The sequence below is a fragment of the Streptomyces sp. NPDC048270 genome, assembly GCF_040652335.1.
Classification (GTDB): domain Bacteria; phylum Actinomycetota; class Actinomycetes; order Streptomycetales; family Streptomycetaceae; genus Streptomyces.
Genome location: NZ_JBEZLV010000001.1, coordinates 379922 through 394444 on the forward strand (window position 1 = coordinate 379922; position 14523 = coordinate 394444).

The following is a 14523-nucleotide window of genomic DNA, read 5'->3' on the forward strand; positions in this document are numbered from 1 at the left end:
CGGCCGCCCGGGGCGGCGGCCCGCGCCGTGACAGGACGGCGGGCGGGTGGCAGGATCGCGGCCATGCCTCACGTACCGCCCCGGATCAGCAGGCGCCACGCCCTGCGGGCCCTGGTGGCCGTACTCGCCCTGCTCGGCGTCCTGGTCTGGTGGCTGAAACCCTTCGGGGAGCCGGAGCTCAAGGGGGAGCTGACCTTCAGCACGGGCGTCAGGACCGGGGTCTACCACCGGTACGGGGAGCTGCTGGAGCAGCAGCTCCGCCAGGACATGCCCGGGGTTCGGGTGCGGCTGGAGACCAGCGAGGGCTCGCAGCAGAACCTCCAGCGGCTGGCCGCCGGGGAGGCGGATTTCACGGTGGCGACGGCGGACGCGGTGGCCAAGTACCGGCAGGACGGCAAGCCCGGCGCCGACTCGCTGCGCGGGGTCGCCCGGCTCTACGACGACTACGTGCAGCTGGTGGTGCCGGCCGGGTCCCCGGTGCAGTCGGCGCGGGACCTGCGGGGCAAGCGGGTGGCGATCGGCCAGCCGGGATCCGGGGTGCGGCTCATCTCGGAGCGGCTGCTGACGGCGGCCAGGCTGGACCCGGTACGGGACATCACCCCGGTGTCCATCGGCATCGATACCATGCCGGCCGAGCTGGAGGCGGGGCGGATCGACGCCTTCTTCTGGTCGGGCGGGCTGCCGACGAACGCGGTGCGCGAGCTGTCGGAGCGGTTCGACATCAGGCTCGTGCAGCTCGGCGACCTGGTGGAGCAGCTGCAGGGCAGCGGAAGCCCGGCGCGCTACTACCGGGCGGCGGTGATGCCGCAGGACGCGTACGCGCGGGCGCGCAACACCAGCGCGGTGGCCACCCTGGCCGTGCCGAACCTGCTGGTGACCACGGAGGGCACGGACCCCGGGCTGACCGAGCAGTTCACGCGGACGGTGATCCTCAGCCGCGACGGCATCGGGAGCGAGGTGCACGCCGCGCAGCTGGTGGACCTGCGGACCGCGATCTACACCGATCCCCTGGACCTGCACGAGGGCGCGCGGCGCTACTACCGCTCGGTCAAGCCGTAGCGGTCGGGGTGCCGGCCTGGGGCAGCAGCATGGCCGCCGCGGCGGCCGCGCCGATCAGGCCCGCGTGCGTGCCCAGGGTCGCCGGGACCACCTTCAGGCCCTGCACGAAGGACAGCGTGGCGTAGTCGGCGAGATGGCCGCGGATCGGGGCGAAGAGGGTCTCGCCGGAGGCCGCGACGCCCCCGCCGATGACCGCGATGTCCGTCTCGACGAGGGTCGCGGTGGCCGCGATGGCCGCCGCCAGGGCGCGGCCCGCTCGGTCGAACGCGGCCAGGGCGACGGGGTCCCCGGCCTCGGCGGCGGCGGCCACGCCCGCCGCGGTGGCATCGCCCCCGGGCTCCGCCGGGGTCCAGCCCTGGGCCCGGGCCCAGGCGGCGATGGCGGTGCCGGAGGCGATCGACTCCACGCAGCCGCGGCTGCCGCAGACGCAGGGGTCGCCGTCGAAGGCCACGCTGATGTGGCCGATGTGGCCTGCGTTGCCGGTGGGGCCGGGGTGGAGCTGGTTGTTCAGGATGAGGCCGCCGCCGACCCCGGTGGAGACCACCATGCACAGGGCGTTCGCGTGGCCCCGGGCCGCTCCCAGCCAGTGTTCCGCCGCGGTCATCGCCACGCCGTCACCGGCCAGCACGGCGGGGACGGCGGCTCCGCGCGCCGCGAGCTCCTCCGTGATCCGGTCGTGGACCGGGAAATCCCGCCACGCCCCGATGTTGACCGGGCTGACCGTCCCCCGGGAGGAGTCCACCGGGCCCGCGCTGCCGATGCCGCAGCGGACCGCGGAGGACCACTGCGGGGAGCCGGACAGCTCGGCGATGACCTCGGTGACCGCCGCCATCACGGCGTCCGCGTCCGCGCCGCGCGGGGTAGGACGGCGGGTGGTGGCCGTCATCGTGCCGTCGGGGTGCACGAGCGCCCCGGCGATCTTCGTCCCGCCGATGTCGATCGCCACCGTCAGGCCTGCGGCCGAGGCGCCGGCGCGCGGCGTGGGGAACGGGGCGGTGGGAGTGGTCACGGTGGCGGCTCCAGGCAGGGGGTCAGGATTCAGTATGCGCCGCCGGCGGCGCCGTACTCTCGCGCGGCTCCAGCCGCGGCTGCTCGCTGGTGCGCACCGCGGGGGGCCGTCCCGCGAGGACGGCGAGGAGCTCCTCGGCGGCGAGCCGGCCGAAGCCCGCGGTGTCCCGGACGAGGGCGGTGAGCCGGGGGTGGGTGACCCGGCACAGCGCGGAGTCGTCCCAGGCCACCATGGAGAGCCGGCCGGGTACGGGGATGCCGAGCTCGGCAGCGACCGCGATCCCGGCGACGGCCATCACGTCGTTGTCGTAGACGAGTGCGGTGGGGGGCTCCGGCTCGGCGAGGACCCTGCGGGTGGCCGCCGCGCCCTCGGCGTCGGAGTAGTCGGTGACGACCGAGCGCACCCGGCCGGGGCCCAGCCCCCGGCGCGCGGCCTCGGTGCGCAGCGCCTCGATCCGGCGGGCCGTGTGGGCGAGGTCGGGGAGGCCGGCGACGTGGACGATCCGGCGGTGGCCGAGCCCGTGGAGGTGGTCCAGGATCCTGGTCATCGCGCCGGCGTCGTCGGCCCGGACCGAGGAGACGGCGGCCTCGGCCCGGGAGAGGTCCCCCTCGCCCACCACGACCGCGGGCAGGGCCAGCTCGCCGAGCAGCGCGGGTCGCGGGTCGCGGGTCCGAGGGTCGACGACGAGGACGCCGTCGACCCGCCGCTCGGCCCACCAGCGGCGGTAGACGGCGCATTCGGCGTCGATGTCCTCGACGACCTGGAACAGCAGCGCGGTCCGGGCGGCGGAGAGGACCTCCTGGATGCCGGAGACGAGCTGGAGGAAGAAGGACTCGACGCCGAGGGTGTGCGCGGGGCGCGCGAGGACCAGTCCGACGGCTCCGGAGCGTTCGCCGGACAGGGCCCGGGCGGCGCTGTTGGCCTGCCAGCCGAGCTCTTCGGCGACGCGGCGGATGCGGGCGCGGGTGTCCTCGGAGACGCCCGGCCGGCCGTTCAGCGCGAAGGAGACGGCGCTCTCCGACACCCCGGCGCGGCGGGCGATGTCCTTGATGGTGGGTCTGCGGGCCATGCCTGCCTCGTCCTTGGGCGACCGCGGGAATTACCGCTGTCCCATTCCGCGCGCCGCACCGCGGCCAGTCGCGGCTAAAGCGCATTAGTTCCCCCAGGGTCGGATGGCCGCAACCCCTGTGTCAACAGGGCTGAAGCGCATAAGTACACCCCCCTGGGGCCCTGTTGACTTTCCCCGTCCGCCCCGGCAGGTTGTGGCTCGCCCGGTGAATTCCTCAGGACTCCAGGGACGCCCAGTGCCCGACCACGCGCTCCGTTTCGGTGCCAACTACACGCCCTCCCGCGGCTGGTTCCACCACTGGCTCGATTTCGACCTCGACGAGGTCAGGGCGGATCTCGACTCCCTCGCCGCACTCGGTCTGGACCACGTCCGCGTGTTCCCCCTGTGGCCGGTGTTCCAGCCGAACCGGACGCTGATCCGGCCGCGCGCCGTGGAGCAGCTCGTCGCGCTCGCCGACGCGGCCGCCGAACGCGGCCTCGACATCGCGGTGGACGGGCTCCAGGGGCACCTGTCGAGCTTCGACTTCCTGCCCGCCTGGACCCGGACCTGGCACCGGCGCAGCCTCTTCGCCGACCCGGAGGTGGTCTCCGGCCAGGCGGAGTACCTGCGCACGCTCGCCGCCGCCCTCGCGGACCGGCCCAACTTCCTGGGTATGACCGTCGGCAACGAGATCAACCAGTTCTCCGACGACCCCCACCCCGACCCCGATCGGATCACCCGGGAGCAGGCCGCGCACTGGCTGGAGCGGATGCTCGCCGCCTGCGAGGAGGGCGCGCCCGGGCGGTTCCACGTGCACGCCGAGTACGACGCCGCCTGGTACCGCGACGGGCACCCCTTCACCGTCGGCCAGGCCGCGCGGCTGGGCGCGGCCACCGCCGTGCACTCCTGGGTGTTCAACGGCACCGCCCAGCGCCACGGCCCGACGGGGACGGCCACCGAGCACCACGCCGCGTACCTGATCGAGCTGTCCAAGGCCTGGGCGCTCGACCCGCACCGCCCGGTGTGGCTCCAGGAGGTCGGCGCCCCCGCCCCGCTGATCGGGGCCGGACGGGCGGCCGCCTTCACCGAGGCCACCGTGGCCAACGCCCTGGACTGTCCGGACCTGTGGGGCGTGACCTGGTGGTGCTCCCACGACGTCTCCCGGGAGCTCGCGGACTTCCCCGAGCTGGAGTACGGCCTGGGCCTGCTCACCAACGACCGCCGCACCAAGCCCGCCGGGGCCGCCGTCGCCCGGATCGCCGCCCGGTGGCGGGGTCGCGCGCACCGTCCCGCCGTGCGGTCCACCGCGCTGGCGGTGGACGTCGGCGGGGCGGACGCGGCCCCGCGGCGCTCGGTGTGCGCGCCCGGCGGCGCGTTCTTCGAGGCGTGGGCGGCGCTCACCGCGCAGGGGGTCCGGCCGGCGGTGGTGCTGGCCGAGCTCGCCGAGGACCCCGCGCACCTGTCCGCGCGCGGCATCACCGAGGTGCTGCGCGTTCCCGAACCGACCTGACGCCCCGCGGAGGAGCCGCCATGACCGAGAGCGAAGCCTTGAGACGCGCCGCGCTAGGGCGCGACGGGTTATGGCGCGACGGATCCCGACGCGCCGCGTCACAGCCCGAGGCGTTACAGCCCGACGCGGCACAGCACGACGCGTTACGGCACCACGTGTCACACCCCGACGCGTTACGGCACGACATGTCACGGCCCGACATGTCACAGCCCGACGCGTCGCGACCGACCCGGCGCACGGTCCTGGCAGCCGGGGCGGGGGCCGTCGCTCTCACCGCCGGGTCCGCAACGGCTCCGGCCGCCGCCACAGCGGCCCCGGGCGGCACGGCCGCCACACCCGCCCCCGCCGATCTGGCCCCGTACGCCTCCTACTGGTTCCCCGACTCCCTCCCCGAGGGCTCCCCCGGCCCCGGGATCGTATGGCGCTCGCTCAAGCGCTGGACCCCGCAGAGCGACCCCGACCTCGCCCACAACACCGCGACCGTGCCGCTCGCGCCGCGCTTCACCCCGGTCCCGCCGCACCCGGACGCCCGCGCCGGCCAGGCCCGGATCGCCTCGCTCGTCTCCTTCGGCCCCACCGCGCAGAACCCCTCGCAGGGCTCGGCCACCGCCGACTCCTACGCGCTGACGCACTGGGCGTACATCGACGAGCTGGTGTTCTGGGGCGGCTCCGCCGGCGAGGGCATCGTGCTCGCGCCGAACGCTCCCGTCGTCGACGCGGCCCACCGCAACGGGGTCCGGGTGCTGGGCAACGTGTTCCTGCCCCCGGCGGCCTACGGCGGCGACCTCCAGTGGACCCGCGACCTGGTCCGCCAGGACTCCCTCGGCCGCTTCCCGATCGCCGAGCAGCTGGTGCGGGTGGCCGCGGCGTACGGCTTCGACGGCTGGTTCGTCAACGCCGAGACCGAGGGCGGGGACAGTGAACTCGCCACCCTCGTGCGGCGGTTCCTGCGCGCGCTGCGGACGGCCGGCGAGCCGCACGGGCTGCGCATCACCTGGTACGACGCGATGAACACCACCGGGCGCGTCGGCTGGCAGGGCGCGCTCAACGAGCTCAACCAGGAGTTCTTCGAGGACCGGGCCGGCCGGGTCTCGGACACGATGTTCGTGGACTTCCGCTGGACCCCGCAGACCCTGGCCGCCTCCGGCGCGCTCGCCGACCGGCTGGGCCGCTCCCGCCACGAGCTGTGGGCGGCGGTGGACACCGAGTCCCGCGGCTGGGATTCCGCCGTCCGCTGGGACGCGATCGTCCCGCGCGAGGGCGGCCACGTCGTCAGCTTCGGCTTCTACCGGCCCGAGTGGACCCGCAACCACCTCACCGACCGCTCCCCCGGCGCCTTCCACCGCGCCGACGACCGGTTCTGGACGGGCAGGTCCCTCGATCCCTCCCGCCCGGACCCCGAGGACCCCTGGCGGGCCCCGGCCACGGCCGTCGCCGACCGGGCCACGGTCGCCTCGCTGCCGTTCGCCTGTTCCTTCAACACCGGGCACGGGGAGCGCTGGTACGAGGAGGGCGAGGTCGCCTCCGACACCCCCTGGAGCCACCTCGGGCTCCAGGACCGGCTGCCGGGACGCCGCTGGGTCGTGGACACCGCCGGGCCGCGGCCCGCCGTGACCCTGGACTTCGCGCGTGCCTGGCGCGGCGGCTCCAGCCTGCTCGTGGCCGGCCCCCTCACCGCCCCGGCCGCCGTGGGCCTGCACGCGACCCGCTGTCGGCTGACCCGGTCCTCGGTCCTGGAGCTGGTGCACGCCACCGAGGCGGGCCCGGTCGCCGTGGAGGTCGGGGTGGCCACCCGCGAGCCGGCGGCTCCGGGCGAGCCCGTCCCGTACACCTGGTTCCGGGCGCAGACCCTCGGCGCGGGGCGGGCCTGGCGCCGGACCCGGGTCGGGTTGTCGGCACTGGCGGGCAGGACGGCGTACGGGCTGGCCGTACGGATCACGGGGCTCGGGAAGGAAGCCGTGGCGTGGCGGCTCGGGATCCTGTCGGTACGCGACACCGCCGCCGGTCGGCGCCCGGCGTCTCCTGCCGCCCTGACCGTGGACGCCGCGGCCCGCCACGAGGACCGGGCCCGGCTCCGCCTGTCGTGGCGGCGGGCAGCCGGGCCGGTACGGCAGTACACGGTGTCCCGGGTGCTGCCCGACGGCACCCGCCGCTTCCTCGGGGGCACCTGCGGCACGGCCCTCTACCTGCCCGCCGTCGAGCGGGTCGGCCGGGAGCGGGCCACGGTCCTCGAGGTGCGGGCCGTGGACGAGCTGTACGCGGCCTCCCTCCCGGCCCGCACCACCCTGACCTGGTAGAAGCGCAGGTCAGGCGGCGTGCGGTGCGGTGCGCGGCACCGCCACCGTCACCCGCAGCCCGTGCGGCGGGTTCGTCTCGTAGGAGAGGGACCCGCCGCCCGCGGCGAGCAGCGCCCGGGAGATCGACAGGCCGAGCCCGGACCCCTTGACGTTCTGGTGCCGGCCGCTGCGCCAGAACCGGTCGCCGATGCGGTGCAGCTCGTCCTCGGTGAGGCCGGGGCCCCGGTCGGCGACGACCACGCGGACGGTGCGTTCGAGGACCGAGACCGATACCTCGACTTCCTCTCCCGTGGGGGTGAACTTCAGGGCGTTGTCGATGACGGCGTCGAGCGCGCTGGACAGTGCGATGGGGTCGGCCCAGCCGGTGACGGCGGAGCGGCCCGTCCCGGTGAGCCGTACGCCCTTCTCCTCGGCGTACGGCCGCCAGGCGGCGACCCGCTCGGAGGTCAGCGCACCGATGTCGGTGAGGCTGATCTCGGCGGAGGCGTGCTCGGCCAGCGCCAGGTCCAGCAGGTCGTCCAGGACCTGGGTCAGGCGCTTGCCCTCGGCACGCACGGAGGCGATCTCCTCGTTGCCCTCGGGGAGTTCGAGGGCGAGCAGCTCGATCCGCAGGAGCAGCGCGGCGAGCGGGTTGCGCAGCTGGTGGGAGGCGTCCGCGACGAACGCCCGCTGCTGCTCCAGTACCTCTTCCACGTTGTCGGCCATCTCGTTGAACGAGTGGGCCAGACGCTGGAGTTCCGGAGGTCCTCCGGCGGCCGCGACGCGCGAGTTCATCCGCCCGGTGGCGATGCCGTGGGCGGCCGCGTCCAGGGTCTGCACGGGCTTGAGGACCCAGCTGGTGAGCCGCAGGGCGGCGCCGAAGGCGACCAGCATGGCGGCGGCGAGCCCGCTCGCGATGAGCAGCCAGCCCCGCAGGATCCGGCTGCGCATCTCGGCGGTGGGCGATTCGGTGGCGACGACGGCGACCACGTCCCCGTCGAGGACCACCGGGGAGGCGACGAGGAGTCTGGCGTGGGTCTGCCAGGGCCATACCTGGCCCGGGTCGTGGCTGCGCCGCCCGGCCAGTGCCTCCTTGAAGGCGTCGCGGCCCTCTCCGGACTCGGGGAGCTGCCACCAGCCGGGGGCCCGGGCCATGGCGTTGTCGTCGCGGTAGAAGATGCCGACGCGGATGCCGTACACGTCCTGGTAGCGGGCGAGTTCGTGCTGGAGGGTCGCGATGCGCTCGTCGGCGCCGCTGGATCCGGCGCCCTCGGCGTCGATGACGAACTGGGCCAGGGCGGCGAAGCGGGCGCTGTCGTCGATCCGGTCGACGACCACCCGCTGCTGCTGTCCGGCGGCCAGGCTCACGGCGAGCGGGAAGCCGAGCGCGAGGAGGATGCCCGCCATCAGGACGACGAGCAGCGGGAGCAGCCTGGCGCGCACGGAGCGGGTTCCTTAGGGGGTGGTGGGGGCGACGAGCCGGTAGCCCACCCCGCGGACGGTCTCGATGAGGGCGGGCATGCGCAGTTTGGAGCGCAGCGAGGCGACGTGGACCTCGAGGGTGCGGCCCGTCCCCTCCCAGCTGGTGCGCCACACCTCGCTGATGATCTGCTCGCGGCGGAAGACGACGCCGGGCCGCTGCGCGAGCAGGGCCAGCAGGTCGAACTCCTTGCGGGTGAGCGGCACATCGGTGCCGTCGACGCTGACCCGGCGGGTGGGCAGCTCGATGCTGACGGAGCCGAGCCGGACCGTGGTGGGCGTCCCGGTGCCGGTGGCGGCGGCCTCTTCGGAGGCGCCGGTGCGCCGGGCGACCGCGTGGATGCGGGCCAGGAGTTCGCCGGTGTCGTAGGGCTTGACGACGTAGTCGTCCGCGCCCATGTTCAGGCCGTGGATGCGGGAGCGCACGTCGGCCCGTGCGGTCACCATGATGACCGGCGTGGCGGTGCGCTTGCGGATCTTGCCGCACACCTCGTAGCCGTCCTGGTCGGGCAGTCCCAGGTCGAGCAGGACGACGCCGAAGGGCGGGGCTCCGGCGGGCAGCAGGGCCTGGAGGGCCTCCTCGCCGTTGCGGGCATGGGTGACCTGGAAGCCGTGCCGGGCGAGGATCGCGGACAGGGCGGCGGCGACGTGGTCGTCGTCCTCGACGAGCAGCAGTCTCATGTCGTCCCCCTCTCCTTCTCTCGGTCTTCGGCTCCCGTTCAGGGCCACCTTGCATCCATGCTGATGCGGAGTCCCACGTCAAGGGGGTTCCGGCTCGGCGCGCCTTCCGTTATGCACCCGGTACGAGCAGATCGCGGGGGCGCACGGAGCGTATCCGGACGAGGCCCGATCGTTATGCTCAATTCTCCCTCAGATGTGGTGACGGTGTGGACGCATCGTCACTACTGTCCTCCCAACCGAGGAGGACGGAGCAAGAAGCCGATGAGCGGAGTATCAGTGACCAAGGACGTGCAGGACGCGGCCGGCGCCGCGGACGACCTGGTCGTACTGAGCAACGTCAACAAGCACTTCGGCGCGCTGCACGTGCTTCAGGACATCGATCTGAGCATTGCCCGCGGTGAGGTCGTCGTGGTGATCGGTCCTTCGGGATCGGGCAAGTCCACGCTGTGCCGGACCATCAACCGGCTGGAAACCATCGACTCGGGCACCATCACGCTCGACGGCAAGGAGCTGCCCTCTGAGGGCAGGGAACTCGCCCGGCTGCGCGCCGACGTCGGCATGGTGTTCCAGTCGTTCAACCTCTTCGCGCACAAGACGGTGCTCCAGAACGTGATGCTGGGCCAGCTCAAGGTCCGCAAGACGGACCAGGCGGCCGCCCACGCCAAGGCGGTGGCCCTGCTGGACCGGGTGGGCGTCGGCTCGCAGGCCGACAAGTACCCGGCGCAGCTCTCCGGCGGCCAGCAGCAGCGTGTGGCGATCGCCCGCGCGCTGGCCATGGAGCCGAAGGTGATGCTGTTCGACGAGCCGACCTCGGCGCTCGACCCGGAGATGATCAACGAGGTGCTGGAGGTCATGCAGCAGCTCGCCCGTGAGGGGATGACCATGGTGGTCGTCACGCACGAGATGGGCTTCGCCCGCTCGGCGGCCAACCGGGTCGTCTTCATGGCCGACGGCAAGATCGTCGAAGAGGCCACGCCCGAGCAGTTCTTCAGCAACCCGCGCAGCGACCGGGCGAAGGACTTCCTGTCGAAGATCCTGCACCACTGAGGTTCCGGGTCTGGTAGTCATCCGGTGACGGACCACCGGCGGGCGGCTCGCGCTGCCCGCGCGTGCGGTCGTACGCGTCGCTCGTCGTTCAACAACGTCTCATCCGAGGGAAGTTCACCATGAAGATCTCCAAGGCCGTTGCGGCCGCGGCCGCGGCCGTCGCTCTCGCCCTGACCGCGACCGCCTGTGGCGGCGGCAGCGACAAGGGTGCCAGTGACGGCGGTGCGTCCGGTGACGCCAAGAACAAGATCGTCATCGGCATCAAGTTCGACCAGCCGGGCCTGGGCCTCAAGACCCCGGACGGCAAGTACACGGGCTTCGACGTCGACGTCGCGACGTACGTGGCCAAGGAGCTGGGCTACCAGCCGAACCAGATCGAGTGGAAGCAGGCGGTCAGCGCCGAGCGCGAGAACCTGATCTCGAACGGCGACGTGAAGCTGGTCGTGGCGAGCTACACGATCAACGACAAGCGCAAGGAGAAGGTCGACTTCGCCGGCCCGTACTTCCTCGCGCACCAGGACCTGCTGGTCCGCGCCGACGACACCTCGATCACCAAGGCCGAGGACCTGAACAAGAAGAAGCTCTGCTCGGTCACCGGCTCGACGTCCGCGCAGAACGTCAAGACCAAGCTGGCGCCGGAGGCCGACCTGCTCGAGCAGGGTGGCTACTCGGACTGCCTGACCGGTCTGGAGAACAAGAAGGTCGACGCCCTCACCACGGACAACTCGATCCTGGCGGGCTACGCGGCGCAGGACAAGAACAAGGGCAAGTTCAAGCTGGTCGGGCTGAGCCTGAGCAACGAGCCCTACGGCATCGGCCTGAAGAAGGGCGACAAGGACCTTCAGACCAAGGTCAACGCCGCGCTGAAGAAGATGGTCGCGGACGGCGCCTGGGAGGCGGCCGTGCAGAAGAACTTCGGCCCGGCCAACTACAAGAGCGAGCCTGCCCCGCAGATCACCGAAGGCAGCTGATTCATCGGTGAGGAGCGTCGCCGCCCGCCTGTCACGGGCGGCGGCGCACCTCACCGGCCATCCTGGGGAGAGCGCAGGGCATCGTGTTCGATTTTCTTGATTCCGGGCAGTACGACGTGCTCGGAGCCTTCTGGGTGACGGTTCAGCTCACCCTCTACTCGGCGGCCGGATCCCTGATCTGGGGCACCGCCCTGGCCGGGATGCGGGTCAGCCCGGTCCCGCTCCTGCGGGCCTTCGGCACCGCATACGTCAACCTGGTGCGCAACACGCCGCTGACCGTGCTGATCATCGCCTGCTCGCTGGGCCTCAGCCAGACCCTCGGCATCGAGCTCGGCGGCGACACCTTCAAGGAGACCGGCTTCCGGCTCGCGGTCCTCGGACTGACGGCCTACACCGGAACCTTCGTCTGCGAGGCGATCCGCTCGGGCATCAACACCGTGCCCGTCGGCCAGGCCGAAGCGGCCCGCGCGCTCGGGCTGAGCTTCTTCCAGGTGCTCACCCTGATCGTGCTCCCCCAGGCCTTCCGGGCGGTCGTCGCGCCGCTCACCAACGTACTGATCGCCCTCACCAAGAACACCACGGTGGCGGCGACCATCGGCGTGGCCGAGGCGGCCCTGCTGATGAAGGAAATGCTGGAGAACGAGGCGGACGCGCTCTTCGCGGTGTTCGGGGTCTTCGCCCTGGGCTTCGTCCTGCTGACCCTGCCCACCGGCCTGCTGCTGGGCTGGGTGGCCAAGCGAGTGGCGGTGAAGCGATGACCTCCGTGCTGTACGACACCCCGGGCCCCAAGGCCAAGGCACGCAACTGGATCTACAGCGGCATCTTCGTCGTGCTGTTCGGGCTCGCCCTGTGGTGGGCGCTGTCCCTGATGGCCGAGAAGGGCCAGCTCGACGCCGACAAGTGGACCCCCTTCGTCACCGACGGCCAGATCTGGACCACCTTCCTGATCCCCGGCCTGCTGGAGACCCTGAAGGCCGGCGCGATCGCCATGGTGATCGCGCTCCCGCTGGGCGCCCTGCTGGGCATCGGCCGACTCTCCGACCACGCCTGGGTGCGCGGCCCGGTCGGCGCGGTCGTGGAATTCTTCCGCGCCATTCCCGTACTGATCCTGATGGTGTTCGGCAGCCAGCTGTACGTGCAGTTCACCGACATCCCCTCGGAGCACCGGCCGCTCTACGCCGTGGTCACGGGCCTGGTGCTCTACAACGCCGCCGTCATCGCGGAGATCGTCCGGGCGGGCGTGCTGTCCCTGCCCCGCGGCCAGACCGACGCGGCCAAGGCGATCGGCATGCGCAAGGGCCAGACCATGGCCTACGTGCTGATCCCGCAGGCCGTCACCGCGATGCTGCCCGCCCTGGTCAGCCAGCTCGTGGTGATCCTCAAGGACACCGCCCTCGGCGGCTCCCTGCTCGGCCTCGGCGAGCTGCTGTCCATGAACCGGCAGATCTCGGCGAACTACAGCAACACCATCGCGACCCTCTTCGTGATCGCGCTGATCTACATCGTCGTGAACTTCGCCCTCACCTCCTTCGCCTCCTGGCTCGAAGGCCGGCTGAGGAAGTCCACGAAGAGCACCGGCGCAGTGGTAGGCGTGAACGACGTCAACGACATGGCCACCGGCGCCAACACCGGGGGCGCCTGAGCCGAACCCGTTCCGGGTGCGGAACCCCCCGGCGGCCTGACATAGGGTCAGTCATAGTGCGTAGCCAGTGTGGTGCGGCGGAACTCTTTCCGCCGCACCACACGGCGTTGCCACGACCGGCGTCACTTGACGCAGGCACCTCCAGTGGGTTGCATACGTTCTGTGATCACATACCGGACATCGGGAGCCGCGCCATGGACCCGGTGATCGTCGTCGGCGCGGGGCCCGTAGGACTGTCCCTGGCCCTTGCCCTGGCCGGCCAGGGCGTGCCCACCGTCGTGCTCGACGAAGGGCCCGGCAAGGACGAGCCCCGCCCGGCCCGGACCGTCGTCCTGCACGCCGACACGGCGGCCATGGCGCACCGGCTGGGCTGTGCGACGCTGCGCGACGAGGGGGCGTACTTCGCCGCCTGGCGCACCATGCGGCGCAGCCGGCCCGCCCAGCGGATCACCTTCGACGACGGCCCGCCCCCGCTGCACCTGCCGCAGCACGCCCTGGCGCGCGGGCTGCGCGACGCCGCCGGCGCGCACCCGCTCGTGCAGCTGATCACCGACAGCCGGCTGGACTCCCTGGAACAGGACGACCGGGGGGTCACCGCGCACACCCGGGGCGCCGAGACCACGTGGTGGCGCGGGAGTTACCTGGTCGGCTGCGACGGCGCCCGGTCCACCGTGCGCAAACTGCTCGGCATCCGCTTCCCGGGGCGCACCGCCGTGGAACGGCACGCCGTGGCCGCCCTGCGCACCGAACTCCCCTGGCCCGGCGAGGCGTTGCTGCACCGCAACCCGCCGCAGGAGGTCACCTCCCGGCCGCTGCCCGACGGGGTGTGGCGGCTGGACTGGCTGCTCCCCGCCCGCGGGGAGCTGGTCACCCCCGACGCGCTGGTGACCCTCGTGCGGGACACCCTCGCGGTGTGGTGCGGGGGCACGACTCCCCCGTACGACCTCCTGGACACCGGGGTGCACACGCTGCACCACCGCCTCGCGCGCCGCTGGCGCGACGGCCGCGCCTTCCTCGCCGGGGACGCCGCGCACCTGCTGGGCGCCCTCGGCACGCAGGGGGTCGAGGAGGGGCTCCGGGACGCGGAGAACCTCGCGTGGAAGCTGTCCCTGGCCTGGCACCAGGGGGCCTCGGAGGCGCTGCTCGACAGCTACGAGGGCGAACGGCGCAAGGCGGTGGCCGCACGGCTGCGCGCCGCCGACCAGGCGATGCCGGCGCTGCGGGCCGGGGGCACCCTGCGCACGTACCTGCCCGGCTCCGCGCGGTCCGCCGAATCGCTCCTGACCGACGGGCACCTGGGGCGGGGGCCGCTGGGCGCGGCGCCGTCCTACGCCCCGCCGGTGGCCGTGCGGGAGGTCCCGACGGCCACGGAACCGGGCGGTCCGGTGCAGAACGTGCCGGTGACCGCCCCCGACGGAGCCACCGTGCCGCTGCGCGACCTGCTGGGCCGGGGCCGGCTGCTGGTGGTGCTGGTCGCGCCGGGCACCGGGGTCTGGGACCGGCGCCACTGGCTCGGCGCCGGTCTGATGCCCCGCCTGGCGGCCGCGGTGAGCGCACTGCCCGTCCGCACCGAGCTGCTCGTCGCGGACGGCTACCCGGGCGCCCCGGCGCACACCGTGCTCCTGGTCCGGCCGGACGGGCATCTGGCGGCGACCTTCGCGGGGGTGCGTCCGGCGGAGCTGTACGAGGCGGCGGACGCGGTCCGGGCGGGCGCGCCCGCCTCCCGGGTGCCGGCGCCTTCGGCCGCCACGCCCCCGATCGTGGTGATCGATTGACCGGCTCGTGGCGCTCGTGGTTCACT

At 73.1% G+C, this 14523-nt stretch carries 12 protein-coding genes; 8 read left to right on the plus strand and 4 right to left on the minus strand.

Annotated features, from left to right (window positions below; all coding sequences use genetic code 11):
- Positions 1-63: 63 nt before the first annotated feature.
- Positions 64-1059, plus strand: a complete 996-nt coding sequence (locus tag AB0D66_RS01345) for a TAXI family TRAP transporter solute-binding subunit (RefSeq protein WP_362294816.1) — start codon at positions 64-66, stop codon at positions 1057-1059.
- On the opposite strand, the gene AB0D66_RS01350 is transcribed toward AB0D66_RS01345, so the two are convergent.
- A complete protein-coding gene (locus tag AB0D66_RS01350; protein ID WP_362294952.1) occupies positions 1049-2011 on the minus strand; it encodes an ROK family protein in 963 nt (320 codons plus the stop codon). The two genes, AB0D66_RS01345 and AB0D66_RS01350, sit on opposite strands and share 11 nt — an antisense overlap.
- A 79-nt stretch (positions 2012-2090) precedes the next feature.
- A complete protein-coding gene (locus AB0D66_RS01355) occupies positions 2091-3137 on the minus strand; it encodes a LacI family DNA-binding transcriptional regulator (protein WP_362294819.1) in 1047 nt (348 codons plus the stop codon).
- A 235-nt stretch (positions 3138-3372) separates the two neighbouring features.
- Between AB0D66_RS01355 and AB0D66_RS01360 the strand changes: the two genes are divergently transcribed.
- Positions 3373-4626 (plus strand): glycosyl hydrolase, encoded by a 1254-nt coding sequence (locus AB0D66_RS01360; protein WP_362294821.1) that lies wholly within the window; start codon positions 3373-3375, stop codon positions 4624-4626.
- 200 nt (positions 4627-4826) lie between these two features.
- The gene (locus AB0D66_RS01365; protein WP_362294824.1) at positions 4827-6923 is read left to right on the plus strand and encodes an endo-beta-N-acetylglucosaminidase; all 2097 of its coding nucleotides are present in this window, start codon (positions 4827-4829) and stop codon (positions 6921-6923) included.
- A 9-nt stretch (positions 6924-6932) separates the two neighbouring features.
- Here the strand turns inward: AB0D66_RS01365 and AB0D66_RS01370 are convergent, their stop codons facing one another.
- Complete coding sequence (locus AB0D66_RS01370; RefSeq protein ID WP_362294826.1) at positions 6933-8345, minus strand: HAMP domain-containing sensor histidine kinase; 1413 nt, start codon at positions 8343-8345, stop codon at positions 6933-6935.
- Between the two features lie 12 nt (positions 8346-8357).
- Positions 8358-9062, minus strand: a complete 705-nt coding sequence (locus AB0D66_RS01375) for a response regulator transcription factor (RefSeq protein ID WP_362294829.1) — start codon at positions 9060-9062, stop codon at positions 8358-8360.
- Positions 9063-9323: 261 nt separating this feature from the next.
- On the opposite strand from AB0D66_RS01375, the gene AB0D66_RS01380 reads away from it, so the two are divergent.
- The 5 genes from AB0D66_RS01380 to AB0D66_RS01400 all read left to right on the plus strand — a co-directional run bounded on the left by AB0D66_RS01380 (position 9324) and on the right by AB0D66_RS01400 (position 14497).
- A complete protein-coding gene (locus AB0D66_RS01380) occupies positions 9324-10109 on the plus strand; it encodes an amino acid ABC transporter ATP-binding protein (protein ID WP_069922245.1) in 786 nt (261 codons plus the stop codon).
- A 119-nt stretch (positions 10110-10228) separates the two neighbouring features.
- Positions 10229-11080 carry a glutamate ABC transporter substrate-binding protein gene (locus AB0D66_RS01385; RefSeq protein WP_362294833.1) on the plus strand — a complete coding sequence of 284 codons (852 nt, stop codon included), beginning with the start codon at positions 10229-10231 and terminating at the stop codon, positions 11078-11080.
- 83 nt (positions 11081-11163) lie between these two features.
- Positions 11164-11838 carry an amino acid ABC transporter permease gene (locus AB0D66_RS01390; RefSeq protein ID WP_069922243.1) on the plus strand — a complete coding sequence of 225 codons (675 nt, stop codon included), beginning with the start codon at positions 11164-11166 and terminating at the stop codon, positions 11836-11838.
- The gene (locus AB0D66_RS01395; RefSeq protein WP_362294836.1) at positions 11835-12722 is read left to right on the plus strand and encodes an amino acid ABC transporter permease; all 888 of its coding nucleotides are present in this window, start codon (positions 11835-11837) and stop codon (positions 12720-12722) included. Before AB0D66_RS01390 ends, AB0D66_RS01395 begins: the two co-directional genes overlap by 4 nt.
- A gap of 194 nt (positions 12723-12916) precedes the next feature.
- Entirely contained in the window at positions 12917-14497 is a 1581-nt protein-coding gene (locus AB0D66_RS01400; RefSeq protein ID WP_362294839.1) for an FAD-dependent monooxygenase, read from the plus strand.
- Positions 14498-14523 lie beyond the last annotated feature (26 nt).